General features: G+C 58.7%; 25 protein-coding genes and 1 tRNA gene. 18 read left to right on the top strand and 8 right to left on the bottom strand.

From position 1 onward, the window contains the following. The first annotated feature begins 118 nt into the window (after positions 1-118). A complete protein-coding gene (locus HNR46_RS00130; RefSeq protein ID WP_184014636.1) occupies positions 119-457 on the top strand; it encodes a hypothetical protein in 339 nt (112 codons plus the stop codon). 6 nt (positions 458-463) lie between these two features. Here the strand turns inward: HNR46_RS00130 and HNR46_RS00125 are convergent, their stop codons facing one another. After that, entirely contained in the window at positions 464-1,123 is a 660-nt protein-coding gene (locus HNR46_RS00125; RefSeq protein ID WP_184014635.1) for a spermidine synthase family protein, read from the bottom strand. Next, on the bottom strand, positions 1,120-2,079 hold the full coding sequence (locus HNR46_RS00120) for a ThuA domain-containing protein (protein WP_184014634.1): 960 nt from the start codon (positions 2,077-2,079) through the stop codon (positions 1,120-1,122). The genes HNR46_RS00125 and HNR46_RS00120 overlap by 4 nt, the downstream gene beginning before the upstream one ends. 113 nt (positions 2,080-2,192) lie before the next feature. Between HNR46_RS00120 and HNR46_RS00115 the strand changes: the two genes are divergently transcribed. From HNR46_RS00115 to HNR46_RS00050, 14 genes are all read left to right on the top strand, one after another. Continuing rightward, complete coding sequence (locus HNR46_RS00115) at positions 2,193-2,441, top strand: hypothetical protein (RefSeq protein WP_184014633.1); 249 nt, start codon at positions 2,193-2,195, stop codon at positions 2,439-2,441. Between the two features lie 145 nt (positions 2,442-2,586). After that, positions 2,587-2,895 (top strand): helix-turn-helix domain-containing protein, encoded by a 309-nt coding sequence (locus HNR46_RS21305; protein ID WP_184014632.1) that lies wholly within the window; start codon positions 2,587-2,589, stop codon positions 2,893-2,895. After that, positions 2,892-4,121 carry a type II toxin-antitoxin system HipA family toxin gene (locus HNR46_RS00105; protein WP_184014631.1) on the top strand — a complete coding sequence of 410 codons (1,230 nt, stop codon included), beginning with the start codon at positions 2,892-2,894 and terminating at the stop codon, positions 4,119-4,121. Before HNR46_RS21305 ends, HNR46_RS00105 begins: the two co-directional genes overlap by 4 nt. A gap of 61 nt (positions 4,122-4,182) precedes the next feature. Continuing rightward, a complete protein-coding gene (locus HNR46_RS00100; RefSeq protein WP_184014630.1) occupies positions 4,183-5,370 on the top strand; it encodes a KamA family radical SAM protein in 1,188 nt (395 codons plus the stop codon). 10 nt (positions 5,371-5,380) lie between these two features. Further along, positions 5,381-6,088 carry a carboxylesterase family protein gene (locus HNR46_RS00095; RefSeq protein ID WP_184014628.1) on the top strand — a complete coding sequence of 236 codons (708 nt, stop codon included), beginning with the start codon at positions 5,381-5,383 and terminating at the stop codon, positions 6,086-6,088. Positions 6,089-6,110: 22 nt separating this feature from the next. Next, positions 6,111-6,626 carry a DUF5069 domain-containing protein gene (locus HNR46_RS00090; protein ID WP_184014626.1) on the top strand — a complete coding sequence of 172 codons (516 nt, stop codon included), beginning with the start codon at positions 6,111-6,113 and terminating at the stop codon, positions 6,624-6,626. Positions 6,627-6,888: 262 nt separating this feature from the next. Then, positions 6,889-7,872, top strand: coding sequence for an AAA family ATPase (locus tag HNR46_RS00085; protein ID WP_184014624.1), 984 nt, complete (start codon positions 6,889-6,891; stop codon positions 7,870-7,872). A 50-nt stretch (positions 7,873-7,922) separates the two neighbouring features. Next, entirely contained in the window at positions 7,923-8,822 is a 900-nt protein-coding gene (locus tag HNR46_RS00080; protein ID WP_343076003.1) for a DUF58 domain-containing protein, read from the top strand. A 7-nt stretch (positions 8,823-8,829) separates the two neighbouring features. After that, positions 8,830-9,330 carry a cytochrome c-type biogenesis protein gene (locus tag HNR46_RS00075; protein WP_184014622.1) on the top strand — a complete coding sequence of 167 codons (501 nt, stop codon included), beginning with the start codon at positions 8,830-8,832 and terminating at the stop codon, positions 9,328-9,330. After that, positions 9,327-10,325 carry a VWA domain-containing protein gene (locus tag HNR46_RS00070; RefSeq protein WP_184014620.1) on the top strand — a complete coding sequence of 333 codons (999 nt, stop codon included), beginning with the start codon at positions 9,327-9,329 and terminating at the stop codon, positions 10,323-10,325. Before HNR46_RS00075 ends, HNR46_RS00070 begins: the two co-directional genes overlap by 4 nt. Next, entirely contained in the window at positions 10,325-12,382 is a 2,058-nt protein-coding gene (locus HNR46_RS00065) for a vWA domain-containing protein (RefSeq protein WP_184014618.1), read from the top strand. Before HNR46_RS00070 ends, HNR46_RS00065 begins: the two co-directional genes overlap by 1 nt. Before the next feature lie 15 nt (positions 12,383-12,397). Then, positions 12,398-14,836, top strand: coding sequence for a BatD family protein (locus HNR46_RS00060; protein ID WP_184014616.1), 2,439 nt, complete (start codon positions 12,398-12,400; stop codon positions 14,834-14,836). Between the two features lie 24 nt (positions 14,837-14,860). Next, entirely contained in the window at positions 14,861-15,496 is a 636-nt protein-coding gene (locus HNR46_RS00055) for a peptidylprolyl isomerase (protein ID WP_184014614.1), read from the top strand. Between the two features lie 66 nt (positions 15,497-15,562). Beyond that, positions 15,563-15,820, top strand: coding sequence for a hypothetical protein (locus HNR46_RS00050; RefSeq protein ID WP_184014612.1), 258 nt, complete (start codon positions 15,563-15,565; stop codon positions 15,818-15,820). Between the two features lie 57 nt (positions 15,821-15,877). Here HNR46_RS00050 and HNR46_RS00045 read toward each other — a convergent pair whose 3' ends face one another. Beyond that, positions 15,878-17,170: a dihydroorotase gene (locus HNR46_RS00045; protein ID WP_246417836.1), complete on the bottom strand. Its 1,293-nt coding sequence runs from the start codon at positions 17,168-17,170 to the stop codon at positions 15,878-15,880. 204 nt (positions 17,171-17,374) lie between these two features. Between HNR46_RS00045 and HNR46_RS00040 the strand changes: the two genes are divergently transcribed. Beyond that, the gene (locus tag HNR46_RS00040; RefSeq protein WP_184014610.1) at positions 17,375-17,743 is read left to right on the top strand and encodes a hypothetical protein; all 369 of its coding nucleotides are present in this window, start codon (positions 17,375-17,377) and stop codon (positions 17,741-17,743) included. A gap of 821 nt (positions 17,744-18,564) precedes the next feature. On the opposite strand, the gene HNR46_RS00035 is transcribed toward HNR46_RS00040, so the two are convergent. Continuing rightward, positions 18,565-21,471 carry an SNF2-related protein gene (locus HNR46_RS00035; RefSeq protein ID WP_184014608.1) on the bottom strand — a complete coding sequence of 969 codons (2,907 nt, stop codon included), beginning with the start codon at positions 21,469-21,471 and terminating at the stop codon, positions 18,565-18,567. A gap of 134 nt (positions 21,472-21,605) precedes the next feature. On the opposite strand from HNR46_RS00035, the gene HNR46_RS00030 reads away from it, so the two are divergent. Beyond that, entirely contained in the window at positions 21,606-22,388 is a 783-nt protein-coding gene (locus HNR46_RS00030; protein ID WP_184014606.1) for a ParA family protein, read from the top strand. 87 nt (positions 22,389-22,475) lie between these two features. Here the strand turns inward: HNR46_RS00030 and gpmI are convergent, their stop codons facing one another. After that, positions 22,476-24,020 (bottom strand): 2,3-bisphosphoglycerate-independent phosphoglycerate mutase, encoded by a 1,545-nt coding sequence (gene gpmI / locus HNR46_RS00025; protein ID WP_184014604.1) that lies wholly within the window; start codon positions 24,018-24,020, stop codon positions 22,476-22,478. Between the two features lie 170 nt (positions 24,021-24,190). Here gpmI and HNR46_RS00020 point away from each other — a divergent pair. Then, a tRNA-Lys gene (locus HNR46_RS00020) sits at positions 24,191-24,266 on the top strand. A 62-nt stretch (positions 24,267-24,328) separates the two neighbouring features. Here HNR46_RS00020 and HNR46_RS00015 read toward each other — a convergent pair. The 3 genes from HNR46_RS00015 to HNR46_RS00005 form a co-directional block, all read right to left on the bottom strand. Continuing rightward, entirely contained in the window at positions 24,329-24,604 is a 276-nt protein-coding gene (locus HNR46_RS00015; RefSeq protein ID WP_184014602.1) for a hypothetical protein, read from the bottom strand. A 378-nt stretch (positions 24,605-24,982) separates the two neighbouring features. Beyond that, entirely contained in the window at positions 24,983-25,225 is a 243-nt protein-coding gene (locus HNR46_RS00010) for a hypothetical protein (RefSeq protein WP_184014600.1), read from the bottom strand. Between the two features lie 246 nt (positions 25,226-25,471). Further along, the coding region (locus HNR46_RS00005) for a hypothetical protein (protein ID WP_221284937.1) at positions 25,472-25,860 on the bottom strand (389 nt) is incomplete at its 5' end.

Genomic DNA, 25,860 nt, shown 5'->3' with positions numbered 1-25,860 from the left:
CGTTCTTTTTCCCGGATTTCTTAAAAGAAATATCGGTGCCGTGGGCCTTCTTCGGTCTCTTCGCTGGAAACGACTCGTGCGATTGACGGATCCTTTCTCACTTGGGAGCCTTCGCTCCATGCGACTTTTCCCGTTGGCGCTCGCCACACTCTGCCTGCTTCTCCCCTCATGCGGATTGATTCGCATGCCCATCCACGTGGTCGGAGGAGTCGTTGAAGGCACCGCCCGTGCCACCAAAGCCGCCGTCGATGTTCCCGGAAATGCCTTGAAGAAGCGCAAAGCCAAGAAGGCCGCTGAGCAGCAGAAGAAGGAAGCCGCCGAAGCGGCTGCCCAACAAGGAACTCCGCTCACCCACGACACTCTCCCCGTCCCTCCGCCCGCCCCACCTGCTGCCGACTCGGGAGCCGGAGAATATCCTGCCTCGCCGCCGGTCGAGGACCTGCCATTACCCGAATAGCGCACCTCAACGGTCGGCCACGAACAAGGTATGAGAAAACCTTTTGGCCTGAGGATACGCCTTGGCTCCCACCGTCTCCACCTGGCGAAACTCCTTTTCGAGAAGCGCCTCAAATGCCTTGTCGCGATGCGCTGACCAGAAAACGACACGCCCACGGGGAGATAGGGCCGATTTGATGCGGCGCAGGCCTCCTCGACCATAAAGCCGCTGGTTGCCACCGGCGACCAGCGCGTCGACTCCATTGTCCACGTCGAGCAGGATGGCATCAAATCCTCCCCCAGAGGCTTGAGCAATTCGATCCGCGACGTCGCCGATCACCAATTGGACGCGCGGATCGTCGAGGTAGCGGCCATTGACTTCGGAAAGGTGCTGTCGATTCCACGCCGGGATCTCCGGCAAGAGCTCCGCAACCACGATCTCGGCATGGGACGGAACCAACTCCAGCACTCTTTTCAGGGTGAATCCGAATCCTAAGCCCCCAATCAATACCCTGCCAGCTCCACGAGCACACCCGAGCTCTGCCAGCGTTGCTTCCGACGCCGTCGCCGTCGTGCTCATCAGCGTCACCCCATCCACTTTGAGGAAGAAATCCCCATCATGCTCCTGAAGCAGCATGGGGAAACCATCGGGAGTGGTGCAGCGGGCGACGACGGTGGTGGCTTTCATTCCGGTTTCTTCTCCCGGTCGGTGGGAATTGGCGCGGGATCCTGAGCAAGGACCTCCGCCACATCCGGAAGCGAAAGGCGAGGGTTCTCCTGACCGGGATAAATGTCGAGGTTCTCATTCAGCTGATCCTCGCTCACCGGCAATGATTTCACCCCTCCCTCGGGAACATCCATGCCGGAAACCCAAACGATCGCATTGAGCACGACGGTCCGAAAGCGATCGAGAGCCCAATTCTTATGATAGTGGCCACCCACGAATCCGACTCCACGGCCCCCATCATCACGCTGCACCCCCCACATCAAGGTCTGTTCCTTTCCCATGCCCTCAGCCCCGTGCCAGTCCCACATGTTGATGTAACGCCGCATCCGCTCCCGTGAAGGAACCGCCGTGACGAGATCCATCACTTTCTCACGGTCTTCCTGGAAACGCATGTTGTAGTAAAACTCGTCGAAGGCTTCGAAATCCTTCGGCAATCCACGCGCGATGGGATGATCTTCATCTACCTGCAATTTTGCCACCCAATGCGGATTCACGGAGTAGTTGTCCTCCATCGTCGCCCCCACCCAATGGCGCTGCCAACGATCGGCGTCGGGCTTCGCCGGGTGAACGGCATAGTGCATGAACATCAGTCCTTTGCCCTGCTGGGCCAAACCATCAAGGTACTCCCATTCACCCGAAATCGCAGAGGACGCATCACAATAGATCACCACTCCATCGGCCTTTTCCAGCACGCTCCGGTCTTTCGTGGGCCAATCCGAGCGTACGACCGTTGCATGGACCCCGAGTCCGCTTTGCTCATTGAGCGCCTTCGCCAAAAGGAGACAACCCGCGTTGAATTCGTGTTCGCCTGAGCCGTGACTCCGATCACCGGCGATGAAAACGATTTGCTTGTCCGCAGCCATGGCTCCCAATGTGAGCGTTCCCGCCATCATCATGCTTCTCACGATTCGATTCATGCGCGGGAGAATACGCCTCCCCGCAGGATTCCTTCCAGTTCCGCTTTCCCCTCTAGCCATTTCGCGATTCTGAGTGAATATTCCCGAATCGAATCCATCTCATCCGAGCAATCATGAAAACCACCCTCTTGAAATTGACCGGCATCGCCCTTCTGTCCCTCACCGCAGCTTCCTGCATGACCACCTACGACGCATACGGCCGACCGGTGCAAAGCGTCGACCCCGGTGCCGCCACGGCGATTGCCGTGGGTGCTGCTGCCCTTGGAGTTGCTGCTGGCCGCCAGCACCGCGGTCATGATGTCTACATCTATCAAGGCCGGCCGGTTTACTACGTCCAAGGCCATCGCCACTGGGTGCGCTAAAGACCCCTTTTCCTGTCCCTCCCACTCGAGCACCGAATCCAGCATTGGGCGGATTCGGTGCTTCCGTTTTTTGTCGACTCACAGCCCCCTCTCGCCCCCTAAAGAATCGCTTGTATTTTGTCCAAATGAGGCTCAAATATCCCTTGTGGACAAAATACCACCCTTCCAGTGGCGCAATCCTCACCAGCTGATTCGCCAAGTAGGCCAGCGAATTCGAGCCCATCGCAAAGCTCGTGGCTGGACTCAAGCGGAGTTGTCTGAGCGTGCCGGGGTATCGCTCTCGACCCTGAAATTGCTCGAACGCGAGGGCAAAGGCTCCCTTCAGCGTCTCGCCAAGATCGCCGTCGCTCTGGATCTCGATGGTAGCCTCCGTGAACTCTTCTCTCAAACCCCGGAGTATGCGAGCCTTGAGGAGGTTGAAGCCACTCATCGTCCGTCCTCGAAACACGCATGAGGCTCGATGTCCGTTTCCTCGGATGCGAGGACTCGCCCCGGATTGGCTCCTTGGCCGATGACGCACGCGGACGCATCTACTTCCAATACGCCCCGGAATGGAGGACTCGAGGCATCGAATTGTCTCCTCTTCACCTTCCCCTCAGCCAACCGGGACCGATCAGCAGTCCCACGCCGGGTTTCGGCCCCCTCTTTGGGCTCTTCGAGGATTCCATGCCCGATTGGTGGGGGCAGCGCATCATGCGGCGACATTTTGCCGCCATGAACCTGCCTTGGGATCAAGTGCGCCCTCTGGAGAAGCTGGCCTGCCAAGGAGCCTACAGTCTCGGCGCCATCGCTTACGAACCGGACCTCTCCCCTGCATCCTTTCGGGATACTCTGACCACTGAAGTGACCGAATTGGTGGCAGCGGCTCGGCAGCTGTTGGAAGACGACCCCGCAGAACTGCTTCCTGCCTTGGTGCGTGGAGGCCTCTCACCTGGCGGCGCTCAACCCAAAGCTTTGGTCGCTTTTGACGCCACCCTGAGCCGGGCGGTGGCGGGAGGTGGTCCCATCCCTGAAGGATTTGTGCCTTGGTTGGTGAAGTTCCAGCTGGATCGGGATGATCCGGTGGGAGCCGAGGAGCACGCCGTCACCCAATTGGCCGAGGCCGTAGGCATTCGCACCCCAGAAACTCGACTGTTTCCGACTCCAGATGGTCGGGTGCATTTTCTCACCCGGCGCTTCGATCGTCAGCCCCATCACCTACCCCGCCACCTTCACACCTTTGCCGGACTGACCCACACCCCTGTTCGAGAGGGACTCGACTATCAGGACCTCCTCGGCCTGACCCGTGAGCTCACCGGGCGGGAAAGTGAGGTCGAGGAAGGATTTCTCCGGGCCGCCTTCAACATCGCGATCGCCAATGATGATGACCATGCCCGGAACCACGCCTACCTCTGGAATCCCGACGATGGCTGGCGACTGAGCCCCGCCTACGACCTCACTCGCACTTCCTACCCCTTGGGTTCCGGATTTCGCGCAGCCGGCATCGATGGTCGATTCTCTCAACTCACCCTCAAAGAGATCCGCAAGCTCGGAAAGGATCAGGGTGTCCGCCGCATGGAAGAAAAGCTGGGGCACCTCCTCGACACGCTCCGTCGCTGGCCAGAATTCGCTGAGGCCAGTGGTTTACCCGAACATCGCGCTGCCATGCTTGGATCCGAAATGCCTGCCAGCCGCTGGTAAAACCTTCACCGCCCCCCCCTATTTGACAGTCACCCGTCTGCCCCTAACGTCTCCACCATTCATGTCAGCCTCGCCTTACTCCGACTTCGTATCCCACGCGCCAGGGCACTGGCCGGATTCCGCTATGGAACACTGGGATGATGCCAAGTGGCAGTTGAAAAATCGTATCAACACCCTCGCCGAGCTCGAAGCCCGGATCTCGCTCACCGACGTGGAGCGGGCAGGAGTTCTTCTCGCGGGCTCAAAGCTCGCCATGTCGATCACTCCTCACTTCTTCAATCTCATCGACCCCAACGACCCGAATTGCCCGGTTCGTCGGCAGGTGATCCCACGATTGGAAGAAGGCTGGACGGCTCCTGAAGAGATGGCCGACCCTTGCGGAGAGGACTCGCACATGCCCGTGCCGGGTCTCGTCCACCGCTATCCAGACCGGGTTTTGTTCCTGGTGACGGATCGCTGCGCTTCCTACTGCCGCTACTGTACTCGCTCGCGAGTCGTTTCCGGGGTGGGCGAACAGCAGCTCGAAACCCAATGGGAGGCTGCTTTTCAGTATCTTGAGCGCACCCCTCAAGTACGCGATGTGCTGCTCTCAGGTGGAGATCCCCTCCTGTTCTCCGATGCCAAACTTGAGCGCATTCTCACGCGACTGCGCGCCATCCCGCACATCGAATTCGTGCGGATCGGCTCGAGAATTCCTATTTTCCTCCCGCAACGCATCACCCCGGAACTGTGCGCCATGCTGCGCAAATTCCATCCGCTGTTCATTTCGATCCATTGCAATCACCCGAAAGAGCTCACCACGGAGGTCCATGATGCTCTCGGCCGACTCGCGGATGCCGGAATCCCGATGGGCAACCAAAGTGTTTTGCTCAAGGGCGTGAACGACTCGGTGGAGGTTCAGCGGACCTTAGTCCATAAGCTTCTCCGCTGCCGGGTGAGACCCTACTACCTCTACCAATGCGACCTCATCAACGGTTCCTCCCACCTGCGAACCTCCGTATCGAAAGGTCTGGAAATCATTGAAGGTCTTCGGGGGCATACCACCGGCTACGCCGTTCCTCAGTTCGTGATCGACGGCCCAGGCGGGGGCGGAAAGATCCCTCTCAACCCGGATTACGTTCTCGAACGCAATGAAGGTCGAACCTTGCTCCGCAACTACGAGGGCGAAACCTTCGAATATCCCGAGCCAACTCCGGCGCCTGCTGAGGCGCTGGCATCGCTCCGAGAGAAGTCATCCTGCTGCCACTAACATCAAGATCATGAAACGTCTCAGCTCCCTCGCAACCGCCGCTCTCATGGGAAGCGCCTGCCAACTCCACGCGGCCGAATTGCAGGAGAAATCCTTCACCTCCGAAGCCACTCCGTTGGAATGCCAATACCTGCTTTCCATTCCTGACGGCGAAGCACCCGAGGCGGGCTGGCCGCTCATCATGTTCCTCCATGGTGCCGGAGAACGGGGCACCCATGTCCACGATGTCGAAAGACACGGCCCCCCCAAGTTGCTTGCTGAAGGCAAATCGATCCCCGCCATCGTGGTCGCCCCCCAATGCTCGCCCAGCACCGTCTGGAACCCGCACCTCGTCAAAGCCCTCACCGACAAAATCGCCGCCGAAGAATCCGTCGACTCTGCCAGGATCTACCTGACGGGTTTAAGCATGGGAGGGTTTGGAACCTGGGACACTGCCACTGAATTTCCCGAAACCTATGCCGCCATTGCCCCCATCTGCGGCGGCGCAGGCATTCGCTTTCTGCTCCTGCCACGGATCGCCAAAACGCCCTGCTGGATTTTCCACGGCGAAGACGACCCGGTCGTCAATGTGGAGTTCAGTCGCAGCGCTTTCGAGGCCCTCCAACGCCTTGGCGCTCCCGTCAAATTAACCGTTTACCCCAAGACCGCCCACGACTCCTGGACTCGCACCTACGAAGACCCTCAGTTCTGGGAGTGGCTGTTCGCTCAAAAACGCTGATTCCTCTCTTCAAACATCCATCATGCACTGGAACGACCAATTCCTCGACCTCTACTCCCGCTGCGTCTCTCGTTATCGCATCGGGGATCGCGACTTTACCGGCTACTACAACGATGAAGACTCCGCCTTCCTCGATGCCATTGGCTGTCGGCCGCGCGAGTTCTTCGATTTCGTCGAGGATTTCTGCGACGAAGACACCCCCTCCCCGACCACGGCTCTGCTCGTTGCCGCCGTGCGACGCGATTACTTCCACGTGGTGATGGAAGGCAAGGCGGCAGAACCCACGGTGACCCGCGACAACATTCCCACCTTTGGAGATGAATTGGCGGGCATGGTGTATTTGCCACGCATCCTCGCCAAAGCCCGGGCCAAGCTCCGGGGTGAACTCGATCCTGATCTGATGTATGGTTGTGGCGGCGACCGCAAATTCCTCCGCGAGCACGGCGACATTCACCCTGCCGATTTTCTCCGGCGCGTCTGGGCGGCCGGCGATGATGATGCCAAGATCGTCGACTGGATCGGCTGCTTGAAATTCTGAGCCGCTGAGAGCCCCCCTCGAAAAAGATCCAAGGCACTCCCTTTCGCCGAGTTCCGTCTTTTCCTTTCCCAAGCCACCCACCCACCGGGCCGGTGGCTTGGTTTTTTTCAAACCGGCACTGAAGATGCACCGTGCCGTCGTAGTAAAGAAATGACATTCCGACAGACGGTCCGCTGTGGCGGTGCCGCTACAAGACGAGTCGGGCCCGATTCCCACTGGCGCTAACAGAAACCCGTGCCATGCTGACCCGCAACCAACGATCATGACGACCGAAGAACTTCAGGAGCAGATCGCCGCCAGCAGCGGCTGGATCAAGGATGTGAAAACCGAAATGGGCAAGGTGCTCGTCGGTCAAGAAAGCCTCGTCGATCGCCTGGTCGTCGGACTCCTATGCAACGGACACATCCTCCTCGAAGGGGTTCCTGGTCTTGCCAAAACCCTGGCCGTCAAAGCCCTTTCCGGATCGCTGCACGCCTCCTTCGCACGCTTTCAATTCACTCCTGACCTGCTGCCCGCCGACCTCATCGGCACCATGGTTTACAATCCACAGTCGGTCTCCTTCTCCGCCAAGCTCGGCCCGATTTTCAACAATCTGATCCTTGCCGATGAAATCAACCGCGCCCCTGCCAAAGTGCAGTCGGCCTTGCTGGAAGCCATGCAAGAGCGGCAGGTGACTTTGGGCGACACCACCCACCGGCTGCCCCAGCCGTTTTTGGTGCTGGCGACGCAAAACCCGATCGACCAAGAAGGCACCTACCAACTTCCAGAAGCCCAGCTCGACCGCTTCCTCCTGAAAGTCAGCGTCGGCTACCCCACCAAAGAGGAAGAATTGACGGTTCTCGACCGCATGGCCACCTCCGCTCCGACCTACCAGACTCAAACCGTCGCCACTCCCGAGCAGGTCGCAGTGTCGCGAAGGTTGGTGAACGAAGTTTACGTGGATCCGGCAGTGCGGGAATACATCGTCGATCTGATCCGTGCGACCCGCCAACCCGGCAAAATCGATCCGGGCTTGAAACATCTCATCCGCGCCGGAGCTTCACCCCGGGGCACCATCAACCTCGCCCTGACCTCACGCGCCCGGGCCTTCATCGCGGGCCGGGCCTTCGTCACCCCCCAAGATGTGAAGGACATGGCCCATGATGTTCTCCGGCACCGGATTCTCCTCAGCTATGAGGCCGAAGCCGAGGAGATCACCACCGATCACTTGATCGATCGTATCCTGAGCAAAGTCCCGGTGCCCTAAAGATTCCGCTTCACGGGACTCACACCACCACCGCATCGATTCAAAACCCTGTGATTCCACCCACCGAAAAGGAAATCGAAGAAGTTCTCGAGCGCGTAAGAAAGCTCGAACTCAAGGCGCGACGCCTGGTTCGAGAATCCTTCGCTGGAGAATACCAATCCTCATTCCGAGGTCAGGGACTCGATTTCGACGATTTTCGCGAATACCAGCACGGCGACGAAATCCGCTTTATCGATTGGAACGTCACCGCCCGGATGAACCAGCCCTTCATTCGGAAGTTCAGGGAGGAACGGGAACTTTCCGTCGTCCTGGCCGTCGACGTCTCCGGCTCATCGGATTACGGCAGCGTCCACTTCAGCAAACGCGAAGCCGCCGCAGAAACAGCCGCCATCCTTGGGTTCAGCGCTCTTGGCAATGGCGACAAAGTCGGCCTCTTGATCTTCGCCGACCAACCCCTCACCTTCATTCCCCCCGCCAAAGGCAACCGCCACTTACTCCGGATGGTCCGCGAAATCCTTGTGGCCCATCCCGAACGGCCAGGCACCTCACTCTCCTCCGCTTGTGATTTCCTGCTCAGCACCTTGCGCCGCCGGGCCGTCGTCTTCTTGATGTCCGACTTCTTTTCCGACAATCTCGACAAGCCCCTCGGAAAGCTCTCTCGCAAACACGAGACCTTGGCCCTGCAGATTCTCGATCCTCTTGAGGAATCCCTTCCCCATGCCGGAAAAGTTCTCCTCTACGACCCCGAAACCGGCGGCCAGGTCCAGATCAACACCAACAACGCCAACCTGCGCATGGGATACGAGAAACTCATGCGACGGCATCGCGAGGGTCTCGCTCGACTGTGTCGGAAACACGGCATCGACCACGCGGTGCTGACCACGGATCGCGATCGTCTCCGCGACCTCCACCAGCTTTTGAAAAAACGCGCCCGCAAACGCACGCGCTGATCGCCCGATGGAAGACGACGCCCTCCAACTCCGCGACCTCGCACCCATCGATCCGCTGCTGCCGGAATGGATCATCCCATGGTGGCTATGGTTGGCCGCCGCTCTGATTCTTATCGGGCTCGTTTTGCTGGCAATCGCTATCGTTCGCCGATCACGCAAGCCGCCTAGCTTGGCGGCTCTGTCCCACGCCGCCTATCGACGCGCCGTGGCGGATCTCAAGGCACTGCCGGATGACTTTCACGAAGCCGTGATCGCCGCCTCCTCCATCCTTCGAGCTTATCTCGTTGAAGCATCTGGAGATCCCGCCTGGTATGAAACTCACGAGGAGTTCTCGGCACGAGAAACCGCCCTCCAAGACCTGCCACCGGAATTGCGCACCCGGGCCGCCGACTTTCTGAATGAGCTTTCGCAGTGGAAGTATGATCGGCCACGTGAAGGCTCAGGGCCAGAGGTCGCCACCCGCGCACGCCACATGCTCGACGAAATCCACAAGGCACGCCCGGCATGAACGAATTTCTCCAGCACTTTCGCTTCGCCCAGCCCCAATGGCTGTGGCTCGCCCTCCCCTGTGCATTGTTGGTCATTCTGCGGCGTGGGCGCGGTGCCGACAGCGCCGTGAAATTCTCCTATCTTGGAGTCCTTATCAGCCTTGGCACCAAGGTCCGGCGCACCGCTCTTTCCGCAGGTCTCCCTTGGTTTCTCGTCGCCCTCATTCCCGCTTTGTTGGGCATGGCGCGACCCGTGTGGCGAAATTCCCTTCAGGCCAAATCCGCTAGCGGGATCGATATCGTCGTCGCCTTCGACGTTTCGCTTTCGATGAGTATCGATGATTTCGTGTATCAGAACCAACCTCTGATGCGCATGGACGCGGCCAAGGGAGTCGTCAAAGATTTCATTCAGGGACGACCCGATGACCGCATCGGTCTCGTCCTCTATTCGGGACAGCCCTATATCTCCGGGCCGATCACTCTCGATCACGATTGGCTTCTGCAAAAACTCGAAGACGTCCGTCTGGACATTCTCGAAGAACAGGGCACCGCCATCGGATCGGCGATTGCCGCGTCTGCCTCCAAGCTAGACGCCCGTGACTCCAAGTCGAAGATCATCGTTCTCATTACCGATGGAGCATCGAATTCGGGCAAGCTCTCCCCCCTCGAAGCGGCGGATCACGCCAAGACTCTTGGCATCAAGATTTATACCGTGGCGATTGGCACCGAGGATGGCCGCGTTTCTCGCCGGATCCAAAATTTCCCTCGCCAGGAATTCGATCTCCCCACTTTGAAGGAAATTGCTGCCAAGACCGGGGGAGAATTCTATTGGGCTCAAAACTTGGCGGAGCTGACGGACACCTTTCGCACCATCGACCGCCTTGAAAAATCAAAGGCGCAATCGCATACCATCGTCGAGGATACCGAGTTGTTCGGCGGGTTCGTCGGGCTCGCCACACTCCTGACGGTACTGGGTCTTCTCTCCATGGCCCTCCAGCCACCTCCCACACCCTGATGCACTTCGCGCAACCCTACTGGCTGCTTCTTATCTTGCTGGTGCCCGCTCTGGTCACCTTGGCAGTGGTGATCCCGCGGGTGCGCAGGAAACAATGGACCGCATTCGTTGCACCCCGTCTGCGATCCCGTTTGTTGCTGCGTGGCAATCCCGTGCCCCGTTGGGTCAGCCTGGCCTTTGCCCAGCTCTCCCTGATCGGGCTTGCCGTCACTCTCGCTCGTCCCCAATCGGATGCGGGCATCCAATCCGAGGCCGTGTTGGGGCGCAACATCCTGATCGCCCTCGACCTTTCGCGGAGCATGAAAACTCCCGACCTCAAGCCCGACCGACTCACTCAGGCGAAAGCCTTGAGCTATGAGTTGTTGGATGCTCTCCCCGACGATCGCATCGGACTCGTGGGCTTCGCCGGATCCCCCTATCTTTTTGCCCCCCTTACCGTCGATCACTCGGCGGTTCGGGAAATGATCAGTCAGGTCGACATCGACTGGATCCCTACCGGCGGATCGAATCTGGCTGGCGGACTGGAAATGGCGATCGACACTCTCAAGAAGACCGGCACGCGACAGAATGCGTTGATTCTCCTCACCGACGGAGAAGAGCACATTGGCCGCATCGGAGACCTCGCAGCCGATGCGAAGGCTGCCGGGATTCAAATCATCACCATTGGCTTTGGCACCGCGGCAGGCGACTACGTCCCCGATGATAGCCATTCCGATGGACTGTTCCGCGATCGCCAAGGCGAACGGGTCATCAGTCACCTCGAGCCCGGACCTCTAAAGCGAGTCGCCAGCGTGACGGGTGGCCGCTTTGCCGTGGCCACCTCGGGCTCGGACATTCCCTCCATGGTCACCCAGGCAGTGAAGGATCTTGACCAAGTTGAACTCAAGAGCCGGAGAACCCGCTTGATGATTGACTACTTTCAATGGGCGCTTCTTCCGTCCATCCTTTGCCTGATGGTGGCGGTTTTCTCAGGCACTCGCTGGCGCGGGCTCGGGCACGCGACCGCCCTCTTGACCTTGGCACTTGTCTGGACACCCCATCGAGTGGAGGCGATCACCCCCATCAGCTACCAACAGGCCCGCTCCGCTCTCCAAGAGGGACGGTTGGAAGAAGCGAAAGACGCCTTTGGCCTCCTGGCCGACGAAAACCCGGATGCCCACCAGTCATTTTCGTTCCGTCTCGCCCAAGGTACCGCCGCCTATCGCTCAGGAGATTGGTCCACCGCCCGCCACGCTTTCAGCGAGGCTCTGCGCTCCGACGACTCGCAAATTCGGGCCGCGGCCCACCACGGCTTGGGCAATACCCTTTTTGAAATCGGCTGGGCCCGACTTTCCGGCGGACTCCCCTACCCGGAACTTCCCCAAGAATCGGATACTGAAGATCCATCGGGAGCATCCAATGGGTTCAAAAAACTTTCAGATGCCATCATCGACCCGCCCAAAGACGATGCCAAGGGAGACCTCATCGGCTTCGAAAAGATGGCCAAGGAGCGCCTCTCCGAATGGATGTCAGAAGAAACAGAACCCGGCGAGACTTCGGCAGGGTCTCTCCTCTTCCACGAATTGCTGTCAGATTGGATCGACTCGATGAAGCACCACGGCGCATCGGGACTCGACGATTCGGAGCACAATCGCGACCTCACCCTGACCTATCTCGAAAAACTGGAGGAGATCCTCAAGCAAGTCGAAGACAATGCCCAGCAGATCCAGGCACTGCCCATGCCAGGCGAGGGTGAGCCCCAAGAAGGCCAGGAAGGAGAAGGTGACGGAGAGCCCTCGGAAGATGGTGAAGGCAAGGGCAAGGCAGGCGATTCGGAAGGCCACGGGGACTCTCAGGAGGCCGAAGGAGGGGATCAGCCAGATGGCGAAGAACAAGAAGGCCCCGGCGGCGACCAAGAGGACGAATCGGACCAGGGGCAGGACGGAAAAAATCAACCCAAACCGGGCGAGACGGACAAACAAGCCGCCGAACGCATTCTTCGGGAAAACGCCGATCTCCAAAAAGGGGCCTTGTCTCCCGGCCGCGCCCGCTTCCGCCCTCCGGAAAAGGACTGGTAACTTCATTTATTGAGTATGATGAGATCCCTCACCTACCTTTGGCTCCTTTGGATGCTCCCGTTCGCTGCCGCGCTCGGTGAGCCAATCCGTGCCACCCTCAGCAGCCAGTTCCTGGTGCGCGGGGAGCAAGCCGTCCTTCAGTATCCCCTCCCGCGTGGAGTCGATCCTCGGTCTGCCATCGAACCCCCTACGGTTGACGGCGTCACCATTCGCCAGGTCGGCTACACAGCCCTGCCGAATCGGGAATTCCGACGCACCAACGAATACGCCTTCCGCTTTCAGATCGTCAGCTATCAACCGGGCAATTACACCATCCCCCCCGCCCGCATCGACACCGGTCAGGGCATCGTTGAAACCGAAGAAATTTCCTTCCAAGTCATCCGTGAAACCGACTTGAGTTGGGATTCGGCGGACACCGGCCAAGGAACCTTCCGCTACTCGGCGGCCTTCCACACCACCGAGGACTCCCCCTATGTGAATGAGGTCATCCCGGTGGAATTGAAGATTTACCTCCCCGATACGGAGCAAATCGAAGACTGGGGGGTCCCCGAATTCGAACGCAACGGCGTTGCCGCGTGGCGCTTCGAACCCCGCCCCGAGGTCAGTCGGGTCGAACTCCCCGGTGGGCGATTTTTCGCGATCAGCTACCCCAGCACGCTTTCGCCTCTCCGCGGTGGACAAGTCTCCCTCGGGCCGTCGACACTGCGGCTGATCACCGTTCAGACCTCTCTCAATCGCTTTTCGGAAGCTCGCTATCAGCCGGTCAACTTGTCCATCCCGCCGATCGAGTTGAACGCCCGGCCGTTGCCGAAGGATGCTCCCGAGGGTTTCACGAATGCTGTCGGGCAGTTTGCGATGGATGTCTCCGCCATGGAAACCGAGGTGCGGGAGGGAGACCCCGTCACCTTGTCGCTTTCCCTCTCCGGATGGGGCAACCTCGACTCTCTGGATCCACCGACTCTCCAAGAGCCCGATGGCTGGAAAGTCTATCCACCCTCCCGTGTTCAATCCCCCGAACGCCGGGAACGGAGCGGGACCACGATCTTCCGCCAATTCTTGCGCCCCGAGCGCATGAGTGAACGCGTTCCGCCATTTCGCTTTGTTTACTTCGACCCCGAAGCCGAGGAATTCCGAACCTTGATCAGTGAGTCCATCCCGCTGGAAGTGTTTCCCTCGACGCAAGCACCTGCACTCGGCTCGGCCGTCCCTCCAGCTCAACCCATGCCTTTGGAGGAAATGACCGATATCCTGGGTATCCTCCCAACCACGGGCACTTCGCCCGCCGCCTGGCCAAAGTCACTTTCTTCGGCCTGGCAGTGGATTCCCCTCGCACTCGTTCTGGGGCTCGTGATCCGCATCTTCCAACTCCACCTGATGCCCCGAGTGAAACCCGATCCGGATCGCCAGGCCCGGCAGAAGGATTTGAGACAAGTCTCTGCTTCTCCAGGCGATCCCCGGGAGTTTTACCGTCGCGCCGGAGCCTTTGTGGAGAAATGGCTCGGGGATTCTCCCGATCCACTTCCCCGTGAAGTGCTCGTCACGCGGGACGAAATCTGCTTTACCAAAGAAGTGCCGTCTTCGTCCCTGCCCAGTCGCGATCGCCAACGGATTCTCCGCGGACTCCGGAAACTCGCATTGCCGCTTCTGATGGCGGGAGTTCTGTGGGGTACCGCATCGGATGTGCGTGCTGAGGAAACTTCCAGCCCCCCCCCTTCACCCACCGCCGAGCAGGCTTTCCAAGATTCGCGGTTCAGTGAAGCTGCCGATCTCTGGTTGAACTCCGCACCGTGGGATCAACTCTCTGCGGACACCCTCTACAACATCGGGGATGCCTCCTATCGCCTTGGATCTCCGGGTGAGGCCGCACTCTACTGGCGACGCGCCCTTCTCAAGGACGATCGGCATGCCGAAGCCCGCCAAAACCTGCGATTTCTAGAACGGAAATTTGGCTCCATCACCCTCCGTCGCCCCGATTATCAGTATTCTCTCTCCAAGCTCTCTCAAGCGGCCTGGAAAAATACCATTTTCGTCGGGGCATGGTTGGGAGTCCTTGGCTGCTTGATCTTCCCTGCCACGCGAACCGGGTCCAAACTCCGCATTGCCGGCGTCATCGCCCTCGCATCCGCCCCTCTCTTGGCCACCGTGGGGTGGCTCGGAAATCACTATTATCCCGACGACGCCCTCTTCGCCGAAGCTCGCCAGCAAGGCGTGATCATCGCCGATCGCGCCGAGGTCCGAACGGATGCTGCACGCAATGCCCCCCTCGTCATTGAAGCACCCGCAGGCTCCCTCTGCCGCTTGCTTCATACCACCGGTGACTGGAGCTACGTGGCCTTTACCAACGAAACCCGAGGATGGGTCCCTTCAGGTCAAGTTTCGCCCGTCGTTGTCGACGAACGTCCTGAAGCCCCCTCTCGCCCGTCTCTCCAAGCTCCTGGCGACAAGAACGCCTAAACGCCTCCCCCATTCTCTCATCCCATGAAAAGAAGAACCCTGATTGCTCTCGCCTGCTTGGCAGGATTCACCGGACTCAGCTCTGCAGCCGATGAAACTCCCACCAAGGTCGAAGACATCCACGTCAAAATCGAAACGACCCAAGGCCCGATCGAAGCGACCATGTTTGCTTCCAAGGTGCCGATGACCGTCGCCAACTTTCTGAACCTTGCCAAACGCGGCTACTATGACGGCGTGGCTTTCCACCGTGTCATCAAGGACTTCATGGTCCAAGGTGGCGACCCCACAGAAAGCGGTCGCGGCGGCCCCGGTTACCAATTTGCCGACGAATTCGACCCCAAACTCAAGCACTCGAAGCCTGGCATTTTTTCCATGGCAAACGCCGGTCCGGGAACCAATGGATCCCAGTTCTTCATCACCATGGCACCCACCCCTTTCCTCGATGGTCGTCATTCCGTTTTTGGCGAAGTCACGAAAGGACAGGACGTGGTGGACAAGATCGTCGGCAAAGTGAATACCGGAGAGCCGGGCGTCAAATATGACGGCAAGGGCGACAAAATCGTGAAAATCGAAATTCTCGATTCCACGGATGCCCTCTTTGAGGCTCAAAAAGACAACCTGAAAAAGTGGGACGCCGTTCTGGATGCGAAGAAGCCCTGAGCGCTCCATCTTCCCCGCCCTTCGGTCTTTCGACCGGAGGGCTTTTATTTTCTAACCTCTCTCAACATGAGATCCCTTTACCTCTTCCTGCCGGTGGCCGCCCTTAGCTGGACTTCCTGTCAGCCTCTCAACGGCGTCGATCCCCTCGATAGCGGCGAATTGGCGGCGGAAGCCATGCCCATTTCCACTTCGATCGATGGCCTCGATCAACGCCGCGCCTCCGACGAACGGATGGAACGCTACGACCTCGGCGGTCTTCAGGTGGTCGATCCGGATCCAGAACTGCGAGTCACTTCAGGCATCGATGCCCGATCGGACTTCTGAAAACCTCATCTCCATCCGAGCCCCTCCCGGTGCAGAAGGGCTCGGTTCTCCCCCACCTCAACGCTCCAGCAACACCACGCCGGCTCGCATCACAAAGTCGATGCGCCCCTTGAGCGTCTGATTGAGAAAAGGAGTGTTGCGGGCCTTCGACCTCATGAACTCGGTGCTGAAAGTGGTTTCAGCGCCTTCATCGAACAGGATCAACTCCGCCACCCCGCCTTCGACAACCGGAACCGGATCAAGCCCCATCATCCGGCGAGGCTCCGCCGAGTAGCGTTTCACCAGATCGCTCCAAGTCAGCTCTCCACGTGAAATGAAGCGGTCAAACATCGAAACCACCGCCGTTTCCAATCCGGTGATACCATTCGGAGCAGAGGTGAAGTCCTGAGCCTTTTCAAATGGGGTATGGGGGGCGTGGTCCGTTGCCAGCAAATCGAAAACCCCAGTCTTCAAACCTTCCAGCAGGGCCTCGTTGTCATTCCTCGTCCGCAGGGGCGGATTCATTTTGTAGTGGGTATCGAAGTCGCCGATGTCTTCGTCAATGAACATCAGGTGATGAGGGGCCACTTCCGCCGTCACCTTCACGTCACCGCGATCCTTCCACCATTGGATCGTCTCCATCCCGAGCTGGGTCGAAACGTGCTGAATGTGAATAGGCGCACCTGCCGCGTGAGCCAGTCGAATGTCACGGTCGATGATGATTTCTTCGGCGCAGGGCGGGCTCCCTTTGATCCCGAGTCGATAGGCCATGGCTCCTTCCGTCAATGCTCGAGGCCCCGCCAATTCCGGGACTTCACAGTGACTGGCAAAAAACATCCCGAACTCCTTCGCGTAGAGCATCGCTCGATACAAAACCGCCGGATCCCCCGTCGAATCGCCGTCGTCGGTCAGCATCTTCACTCCCAAGTTTCGCATGGCATCAAAGGCAGCCAGCTCCTTCCCATGCCGCCCTAAAGTCACGCAGCCTGAGGTCAGCACCTGGATCGGCGACACCGCGGCGGCTTTATCGAGAACCGTTTTGACGACCGCTCCGCAATCGATGGACGGGGTCGTGTTGGGCATCATCACCACTCCCGTCACCCCGCCGTTCACAGCCGCCGCACTCCCACTCTCGATATCCTCCTTGGCCTCTCCTCCCGGCTCCCGAAAGTGCACATGGGCATCAAACATGGCAGGCATCAGCAAACGGCCCTTTCCCTCGATCACTCGGGCCTCTGCAGGGGCCTGCTGTCCGGGAGCGATCTTCCGATAATGCCCATCGGCCACCAGTACGTCGACATCCACCGCGTCACCGCAGTCTTCATCCACCATCCTTACGTTCTTGAAAAACAACATCGGCGTCTCGGGCATGCGCCTTCCATGCCAGCCGAACCCGGCCTGGAAAAGCATCGATTCCGCCCGTATCCAGGTCACGCCCGGGCAAGAGCCCGCCGAAATCTGCAAACACCCTCTGGGCCGTGCACGCCATCTCAGAGGCCTCCCACCGTAACCCAGCCATCGCCTCCCGATTGAACTTGAGGCCCCGACTCAAAGACGCCACCCTGCCCATTGCCTATGAAACTGCACTTCGGATTCCTTATCTTCACCGCCAGTGCTCTCTCCGGTAGTGGAATCGCCTTCCTCCTGCACCCCATGGCTTCTCGTCTTGGGACTTGGGGACCTGGGATCGCCGCCGTCCTCGTATCCTCTGCCGTATCCACCTTCCTTGCATGCCAACTGGACCGATTGAGGATCAAAGCGATCCGGGCTTTTGCGGGTCCCATTCTCCTCTTCGCCGCATTCGCCTTTGGTATCCGAGATGGAGGCAAATTGCTGGGGATTTCGGTGCTTTGGGCAGGGCTCCTATTTGCCGTATTGGATTCTCTTGCCCTCATGCGAGTGGAGGGTCCCATCTCGGACCGTCTGCAGGAGGACTTCTCCTGAACCAGTCCACCAAGACCCAATCTTTTCACTGCGCAGGCCCTTCCGGCTTCGGCCTCGGCATATCGAGAAGCCGGTTCGAGCCTTGAGGATCCAACCGATCGCCCGAACTGGCGAAAGCCTTGGGCCCCTTCGACGACGCTTTGGGGAGATCGCCCCGCCGTTCTCTTTTCAGCGGGATCGACACAGATTTAGCGACCCAAGAGCTCCCCAGCTCCGTTCCCTTTCAACTCGAAGGAAACGCGGATCTGCTTTGATTCTGCCATCGCCGGAGCGCCCGGCACCTCCACAGAACGACCCAGCCACCGAAGAAAACTGATCCACCAAACAAGCACGAAATCGGGATTTCCAGGTAGGAAGATGAGGTGTTACGCAGATTTTGACGCACTGACCGGTAAGCGTGTGCCCTCTCATCTTCCCATCGAATAACATCAACCACCTTGCCCTTACGGCTGCCTTCTTGGATTCCCATCCCGACTCGGCCCATGCCGGAAATGACAATTCCGTAGGATGACCGATGAGAGGATCCTGCAGGGAAGCCACGAAAGAAGAGAACCGACTGGTGAACCGAGCTATCCCACCAAGCCCAACCGAAAAAAACGACGAACACCAGCACCAGCCAAGTGATGGGCATCCGCATCCATTGAAAACGGGCTCCCCGCCGTGATCGCCGGTTATCATCCACCCCACGGGTCATCTTGCGCCAGTCTCGCTTGATTCTCGAAAAGCCTCAAGTCTCATAAACTGGCCTCCAAGCCCGTTCGATCGCTTGACGAACCCACCCTCTAGGCTCGAATGCCGTCTCGAGCCAAAGACCGAAGGTTTCAACCTCGCCCAGGCCCCATGGTGTCGCTCCCCAGAAGCAGCCCACGCAGGTCCTCTGCAGACCAACCGGTGCCTTGTTCGCCGCCATTCACACCCTCTATCAAACTTTGTTTGGAGTTCTGCAACCGCCGGACTCGTTCTTCAACAGAGTCGCGCATCAGGAGCCGATAGATCGAAACGGGTAGCGTTTGGCCGATCCGATGGGCTCGGTCATTGGCTTGGCTTTCGGCCGCAGGGTTCCACCAGGGATCCATATGAACCACCGCATCCGCCGCGGTGAGATTCAGACCATAGCCCCCCGCCTTGAGGCTGATCAGGAAAACCGCCGGCCCACCGTGATTTTGGAAGGCTTTGACCACCTCCCCGCGTTGAGTCGTGCTCCCATCCAAATGAAAAATACGCCCGGAGTCCTCTGACAATCGAGGTTGGATCTTTTTTAGAAATTGTGAGAACTGGCTGAACACGAGTGTCTTTTTTCCCTGATCCGCTCGGGCCTCCAAAAACTCCTTCAACCAATGGACCTTTTCCCCCACCGCCCAATCAGGTTGGAGCAACTCCGGTGAAAGGCAAAACTGCCGGAGGCGGAGGAGCACCGTCAGAAGATGCATCCTCGCAGCGCCTTCTTCCTTCATCTCCTCCATCTTGGAGAGTCCCGCCTGAGCGATTTCCTGATAGATTGCGCGGTCCTTGGGTGCCAGTTCGAGAACGACGTCCGCGAAACTCTTTCCAGGAAGATCGGCGGCAACTTGAGCCTTCGTGCGCCGGAGGAAAAACGGAGCAATGCGAGAAGCGAGTCGCTTCGACGACCCACCCTGACCATCGTAACGCCCACTGAAATCCTCCCGTGAACCAAGATAGCCGGGCGATACAAATCGGAAGATCGACCACAAATCCAGAAGCCGGTTCTCGACAGGCGTTCCGCTCAAAGCCAATCGATAGTGGGCGGGAATCTTCACCACCGTTTTGGCCGTCTCGCTGGTCGGATTGCGAATCGCTCCAGCCTCATCGAGGACCATCAGATCGTAGTCGGCTTGGCGATGGAATGCGAGATCTCGGACCAACGTGGCATAACTGGTGAGAAACACATCCGCGGGTTGATTCCGCCGTTCGTCCCGATCCGCACCATGGAGACGCACCACTCTCAATCCCGGTGCGAAGCGCGCCACCTCCTCCTCCCAGTTGGCCAGCAGGGAACTCGGAACGACAACGAGAGCCTTCCAGCCAGCCTTCTTACTCCTTAGCAACTTCATGACCCCGATAGTCTGGAGAGTCTTTCCGAGGCCCATTTCATCTCCAAGCAAAGCCCCACCTAAAGCCTCAAGCCGATCCGCCAACCATGCCACGCCTTCCGTTTGGTAGTCCCGCAAGCTCACCCCGTTGAGTTCATGGAGCGCCGGATACTGAGGCGCCCTCCAGGGCTGGCCAGATGAAGTTCCTTGGCGACTTTGAAGTCCGATGAATTGGGCAGGACTGAGCGCCACCCGCCCTTCCGGCCCGGCAATTCCCAACTCTGCAGCCAAAGGCTCGAAATCCTCAAAGACCTCGCGTGCGACCACGACTTGCGCTCCCGATGAAGTTCGATTGGAAACTCGCCCCGATCGAATCAGCTCAAGTACCTTGGCGCGAGGAATCGTTTTGCCTCCGCCCGTTTGGAATGAAATGTCTACCGAAAGGCGACCACCCTCCACCGGAGCCACTACGGGTCGAATGACATGCAGCGATTGCAGAACGTGGCTCAACTTCGAGCCGATCCGCAAATCCCAGCGAGATTTCCACCGGTCCAGCTCATTGGCTAAAAACGAAACCGCTTCCTCAGGCTCCCGGATCACCCAGAGGTCCGATTCCCTCGGAGCAAATCCTTGGCCCCTCAACGCCTCCAAGAGATTCTCGCGATGCCCTGGTTCCTCGGTGATCCAGCGCCCCGACTCCGGAGAAGAGGCCTCGGGTGGCTCGACCAGAATCCGCGCATCGAGTGCATTCAAAGAACCTTCGATGTGGATTTCGACACGGGGAGGAGCGGTCTCCAAACGGAGACTTCCCAACCATCCCGGACGGGGCTCCGAACTCAGGTCCAACCAAGCTTGCAATTCTTGTTGGATGCGAGCCCTCGGAACCAGAGCCCTGCCCGATTCCAAAAGTCCACGAAGACGATCCACCGTCGACGCATCAAAGTTTTCCTCATCGAGTCCTCCCCATGACAGCCCCTCAATCCAGCCCATCCATCCCGGGACTTGGACCAGATGTCTCGCCACGGGTTCGCCCCGCAATTGCAAGCCCTGGTCCGTCCACTGGGAGTCCAACAAATGCAGAGGCTCCACTCCTCCTGATTCCAAGGGTCCCTCCGCAGAGAGAACTCGAGGATGGGTCCGCAAAGCTCGCAGAAACGCGCCCAGGACTTCCCCTTTGAGATGCAGAGGGTGGGCACTGGGAGCCCCCGAACCCCATTGGTCCCACCATCGGGTCAGGGCCGATTCCCCCTCCTCGGGCATGGCCTCGTCCCATTGGATTTGAACTGAAAGGGCCCCTGCCGTGAGCGCTCGTTGCCAGCGCGGCAAAAACTGCACGGCTACCGCACGGAGCTTGGCCGGCGCGCGACGAGGCTCGGTCTTGGGTTGAACTCGGGCTGCGGGCGATTTCTCTGCGAGCCGTGAGAGCAACATCGCCACCGCATGGGCACAGACGCCTCCTGTGGTGCGATTCTCCCTGCAAGAACAGACCACTTCCAGAACACCGCGGGTTTTCACCGTGGTCCGAATCTTGGTCCGACCCTCGATGAAGAGCCCCACCAAAATCCCCTGGCGTTCAGTCATCTCGGGGATCTTTCCGGCGGCGACGAGAGCTTCCCCTCGCTTGAATGCTTCCCAACTCGTTTCCTTGCGGATCCGCTCTTTCGTCCATTCCTGCACGGCCGCTGTTTCGCCTTGGAGGGGATGGGCTGGCCAGCAAAACCTCAGAAGAGGATCTTCACTCAATTTCAATTCCTCCCCGGTTTTGTTTGCCACCCCGGCCCCAGACCGGAATGCTTCGTGCCACTCAAAAAATGAAGGTTGTTGCAGTAGGAAACCAGAAAGGCGGAGTCGGCAAGACCACCACCGCCCTCAACCTTTCCGCCGCGCTCGCCGCCCGCGGACAACGGGTGCTTCTTATCGACCTCGATCCCCAAGCCAACACCACCAGTGGCCTGGGAGTCGAATGCGAAGGAGAAGATACGGTGTATCCATCACTGATTTCCGATCACGACGTTCGCAACAACATCCGCGAAACCGGTCGCGAACGCCTCTCCCTGATCCCTGCCCACATGGATCTGGCGGGCGTCGAAATCGAACTTGCCCGCAGCGATGATCACCTCACACGGCTTCGTGGTATCCTCCAGGGCCTGAAACCCAACGATCTCTTCGATCTTTGCATCCTCGATACGCCCCCGTCCCTGGGAGTCTTGATGACCTCTGCGCTGGCGGCAGCCGATGAAGTGATGGTGCCTTTGCAATGCGAGTGGTACGGCCTCGAAGGTCTCGCTAAAATCGTGCGCGTCATCGACGAAATTCGTGCCAGCGGAGCCAGCCCCGATCTCCGAATCGAGGGCATTGTCATGACCATGTTCGACAATCGGACCAACCTCTCCCGGCAAGTGATCGATGAGGTGAAAAACTACTTCCCTGACGAACTCTACAAGACGGTCATTCCTCGGACCGTTCGAATCAGCGAGGCCCCGAGCCACGCCAAAACGATCTTGGAGCATGATCCCACGGGAATCGGAGCCAACAGCTACCTTGCCCTCGCCGAAGAATTTCTCGCCCGGCATGGAATGGCAATGCCCGTTTGAGCGCCGTCCGAGCTCACCAAAAACGGGAAGAAGCGCACCTTCTTCCCGTTCTGTTGATTTCTATCAAAACGTTTGACGCACAATGCGTCACTTCGACAGCAACGACTTGCCCGTCATCTGGCTCGGCTGCGGAAGGCCCAACATTGCCAACAACGTAGGAGCCACGTCCGCAAGAATCCCATCCGCGAGCTGCACCCCAGCCGTTTCGTTCGCGACATAAAAGAGACGAACCAGGTTGGTGGTGTGCGCGGTGTGAGGCGAACCGTCGGCATTGATCATAAACTCACAGTTCCCGTGGTCGGCAGTGATCAACAACTGACCTCCCAACCTCAACGTCTCTTCGACGACCTCTTTCACCGATGCATCGATCCGCTCACATGCCTTGATTGCCGCCTCCACCACTCCGGTGTGTCCCACCATGTCGGGATTGGCAAAATTGATGATCACGAGATCGTAGTCCTTCAGCTTCGAAACGACCGTGTCCGTCACTTCAGCAGAACTCATTTCAGGCTTCAGATCATAGGTCGCCACATCCTTAGGCGAAGGGATGATCTTCCGATCCTCACCGTTGAAGCACTTTTCCTCCCCACCATTGAAGAAATAGGTCACGTGCGGATACTTCTCCGTCTCCGCGATCCTGAGTTGGTTTCTGCCGGCATTGGCAACCACCTCACCCAGCACCATTTCCAATCGCTCCGGCGGGAAAATCACATCACAGTCGTAGTCCGCATCGTATTCGGTCAGCGTCACATAGTGGACCTTTGGACGACGTCCTGCCTTGAACGGCTTCCAGGTGCCCTCGTGAAGAAAAACTTCGGACAACTGACGAGCACGATCTGCCCGGAAATTAAAGAAAATCACCACATCGCCACTGCGAATGCGCTGCTTGTTGGCCTCGCAAAACACCATCGGCAGCAGGAATTCGTCAGTCTTCTCGTTCTGATACATCTCGGCCACTGCCTCCGATGCCAGAATGTCTTTTTCCGCACCCTTGCCGTGGACAATCGCATCCCATGCAAGCTTGACCCGCTCCCATCGCTTATCGCGGTCCATCGCGTAATAGCGACCCACCACCGTCGCGATTCGGGCACCCTGCTCCGCGATGCGATCTTCGACGGTCGAGAGATATCCAGCACCTGCCGTTGGAGAGGTGTCGCGGCCATCCGTGATGGCATGCACCATGATCTCGTGGGCTCCTCCCTTTTTCGCCATGGCGACCATGGAGCACAGGTGATCCAAATGACTGTGCACGCCCCCGTCAGAGACCAAACCCACGAAATGAAGTCGCTTCCCCTTCCCCGAGGCGGCTTGAATCGCCTCTTTGAAGGTCGCGTTCTCTTCCATCTCACCATCGGCAATCGCCTTGTTGATGCGAGTCAGGTCCTGATAGACGATGCGCCCCGCACCCAGATTGAGGTGGCCCACCTCGGAATTTCCCATTTGCCCCTCAGGGAGGCCCACATCCATGCCGGAAGCGCTCAAGAACGCTTTCGGGCAACCGGAGAGCACCTCGTCATGAAAGGGCGTCTCCGCGAGCAAGGTCGCGTTTCCGTCCTTCTTTGCCGTCTTTTGCCCTCCGGGGTTTTCACCCCAGCCGTCGCGAATGATAAGAACCACTGGTTGCTTGGCCATGACGGCGCGCGTTTAACGCTGGCGAAGGTTTCAGTCCAGCCGCATCCGTGAGGAAACCGTGGCATCGCCTTCCGCACTCCAGGAATGAAGAAAGATCCATTTCATGATTGACGCGAGGCGCAGATCGAGGTTTCTTCCGCGCCCCGACCCGCAACAGCGGTGGTGGAAATGCCTCGTTAGCTCAGTTGGTAGAGCAGAAGACTCTTAATCTTTTGGTCCTAGGTTCGAGTCCTAGACGGGGTACCATGGAGGCCATTGAGCAGGAACGCTCAATGGCCTTCGCCTTTTTCAGGGGCAACCCACAGGCGTCAAATCCCCGAATCGGGAGCGAAAGTGGGAACAAATCCGACTGGAGACTTCCCCTCTTCTGAGGCCGCGGGAAATGAGAGGATTCGGGTTGGAGCAACCGAACCGCGGCCGTCGCACTTGCGGTCGTTCTGCCAGATGGCGCGGACCTTGCGCGGGTTGGCGACCAGCACCCGGTGGCCGAGCGCCTCGAAGTGGTGGCTTGTCCACGGGCGGTGCATGCCCACCTCGAACACGATCAACGCGCCGGGGTATGGTTCGCTGAGCTTGTCGAGCAAGGGGCGGATGTTGGGGAGGCTTCTTTCTTTGCTGATCTCCCCGCCGGCTCCGCGCACGCAGACAGCAAGCTTCCGGTCGCCGAGGCAAGTCCGACGGTTGGGGTCGATGAGTTGATTTTCATCGCAGCAAGGAGATTGCCCCACCTGGGCCAGTCACGGCCCTGCGGCCTTCTCATCGATTCTTGTTCGGCTTCCTTGGATTCAGGAGGCAAGTGCAACACCGCGGGAGCATTAGGCCAACGAGGGATTCCGCCTCGACGCAATCCCCAAGGCGTTAGCATCTAGGGTTTCGTGTCGAAACGGAATCCCTCTCGATGAACGCAACCGATTCATCCTGAATACCCATGAGGTTGCACTTCACCCTTGATGCTGCGATTCTTATTGTTCTTCGGGCTGGTCCTTCAGCATCGCGACGATCTCAAACCCTGTATCCTCGAGAATCAAGTTGGCAATGTCCTGGAGCCAGAGATTCACCCAGTGGTCGATGGCCTCGGTCTCGTATTCCGATTCGATACGACCCGTGACAAATCTCGCCATCGCCTGAACCCTCCACCCGCCTTCTTCGGCGTCGATGGTCGATTGATCGCAAGTGACTTTCGCAATCTTAGTTACATGGTTCATCCGGTTCAAGAGGCGGTCTCTCCGTGATATTGTCCTTCCGAGAAACCCGGAGGGCCTCGCCCACACCAGTGTGTTGAACTCGACGAAATAGGGATTGGCACGAACCAAGGAAGCTGCCGGGAATGGCTGCCGAATCACCTCGAAGTATCCGTCGCTGAAATCAGTGACACGTCACCCGGCGTCACGGAACCGCTGCTTGACTCTCTCGGTGTCGATCTGGTCGTCGTCGCTCATCGGTGGTGTTCTCTACGAGCGGGTATACCACCAAGAGTAGCCGGCCGCACCGAGTGCGGCTACCCCAAGCACGATGTCTACGATGGTTCCATTCTGGATGCCTACCAACAGCAAGCCCGCTCCTGTGAGAAGCAGCCAGACGAAGCCGATCACGCGCGCCACAGTCTTATCGACGTTCATCGCTGCGCCAAACGCTAACACAGCGAACCCGAGCCGGATCACATAGCTCATTGGCTTGAGTGCCACCAGTGCACCGAGAAGTGAGGATTCAATGAAGGCAGTGCAATCGGGCATCATTTTATTGCGAGACCCTATGGCTGCGACTTGAAGCAGTCGGGCACCGTTGGAGTAGGTTGAGGGTTGGGAAAGTGGTGTCGTGTCTGGTTCAAATCGTGGGCTAT

The sequence above is a fragment of the Haloferula luteola genome (genome assembly GCF_014201715.1).
GTDB classification, from domain to species: Bacteria; Verrucomicrobiota; Verrucomicrobiia; order Verrucomicrobiales; family Akkermansiaceae; genus Haloferula; species Haloferula luteola.
The sequence above is the reverse complement of the archived record's forward strand: the minus strand, read 5'-3'. Positions and strand labels throughout refer to the sequence as shown.

What these genes read in the sequence shown, in the direction of transcription:
- HNR46_RS00045 (WP_246417836.1), bottom strand. Translation starts at nt 17,170, where the DNA reads ATGCCCGAGACGCCGATGTTGTTTTTCAAGAACGTAAGGATGGTGGAT.
- HNR46_RS00055 (WP_184014614.1), top strand. Translation starts at nt 14,861, where the DNA reads ATGAAAAGAAGAACCCTGATTGCTCTCGCCTGCTTGGCAGGATTCACC.
- HNR46_RS00070 (WP_184014620.1), top strand. Translation starts at nt 9,327, where the DNA reads ATGAACGAATTTCTCCAGCACTTTCGCTTCGCCCAGCCCCAATGGCTG.
- gpmI (WP_184014604.1), bottom strand. Translation starts at nt 24,020, where the DNA reads ATGGCCAAGCAACCAGTGGTTCTTATCATTCGCGACGGCTGGGGTGAA.
- HNR46_RS00120 (WP_184014634.1), bottom strand. Translation starts at nt 2,079, where the DNA reads ATGAATCGAATCGTGAGAAGCATGATGATGGCGGGAACGCTCACATTG.
- HNR46_RS00040 (WP_184014610.1), top strand. Translation starts at nt 17,375, where the DNA reads ATGAAACTGCACTTCGGATTCCTTATCTTCACCGCCAGTGCTCTCTCC.
- HNR46_RS00030 (WP_184014606.1), top strand. Translation starts at nt 21,606, where the DNA reads ATGAAGGTTGTTGCAGTAGGAAACCAGAAAGGCGGAGTCGGCAAGACC.
- HNR46_RS00105 (WP_184014631.1), top strand. Translation starts at nt 2,892, where the DNA reads ATGAGGCTCGATGTCCGTTTCCTCGGATGCGAGGACTCGCCCCGGATT.
- HNR46_RS00125 (WP_184014635.1), bottom strand. Translation starts at nt 1,123, where the DNA reads ATGAAAGCCACCACCGTCGTCGCCCGCTGCACCACTCCCGATGGTTTC.
- HNR46_RS00085 (WP_184014624.1), top strand. Translation starts at nt 6,889, where the DNA reads ATGACGACCGAAGAACTTCAGGAGCAGATCGCCGCCAGCAGCGGCTGG.
- HNR46_RS00095 (WP_184014628.1), top strand. Translation starts at nt 5,381, where the DNA reads ATGAAACGTCTCAGCTCCCTCGCAACCGCCGCTCTCATGGGAAGCGCC.
- HNR46_RS00100 (WP_184014630.1), top strand. Translation starts at nt 4,183, where the DNA reads ATGTCAGCCTCGCCTTACTCCGACTTCGTATCCCACGCGCCAGGGCAC.
- HNR46_RS00050 (WP_184014612.1), top strand. Translation starts at nt 15,563, where the DNA reads ATGAGATCCCTTTACCTCTTCCTGCCGGTGGCCGCCCTTAGCTGGACT.
- HNR46_RS00115 (WP_184014633.1), top strand. Translation starts at nt 2,193, where the DNA reads ATGAAAACCACCCTCTTGAAATTGACCGGCATCGCCCTTCTGTCCCTC.
- HNR46_RS00065 (WP_184014618.1), top strand. Translation starts at nt 10,325, where the DNA reads ATGCACTTCGCGCAACCCTACTGGCTGCTTCTTATCTTGCTGGTGCCC.
- HNR46_RS00090 (WP_184014626.1), top strand. Translation starts at nt 6,111, where the DNA reads ATGCACTGGAACGACCAATTCCTCGACCTCTACTCCCGCTGCGTCTCT.
- HNR46_RS00060 (WP_184014616.1), top strand. Translation starts at nt 12,398, where the DNA reads ATGATGAGATCCCTCACCTACCTTTGGCTCCTTTGGATGCTCCCGTTC.
- HNR46_RS00130 (WP_184014636.1), top strand. Translation starts at nt 119, where the DNA reads ATGCGACTTTTCCCGTTGGCGCTCGCCACACTCTGCCTGCTTCTCCCC.
- HNR46_RS00010 (WP_184014600.1), bottom strand. Translation starts at nt 25,225, where the DNA reads ATGAACCATGTAACTAAGATTGCGAAAGTCACTTGCGATCAATCGACC.
- HNR46_RS00075 (WP_184014622.1), top strand. Translation starts at nt 8,830, where the DNA reads ATGGAAGACGACGCCCTCCAACTCCGCGACCTCGCACCCATCGATCCG.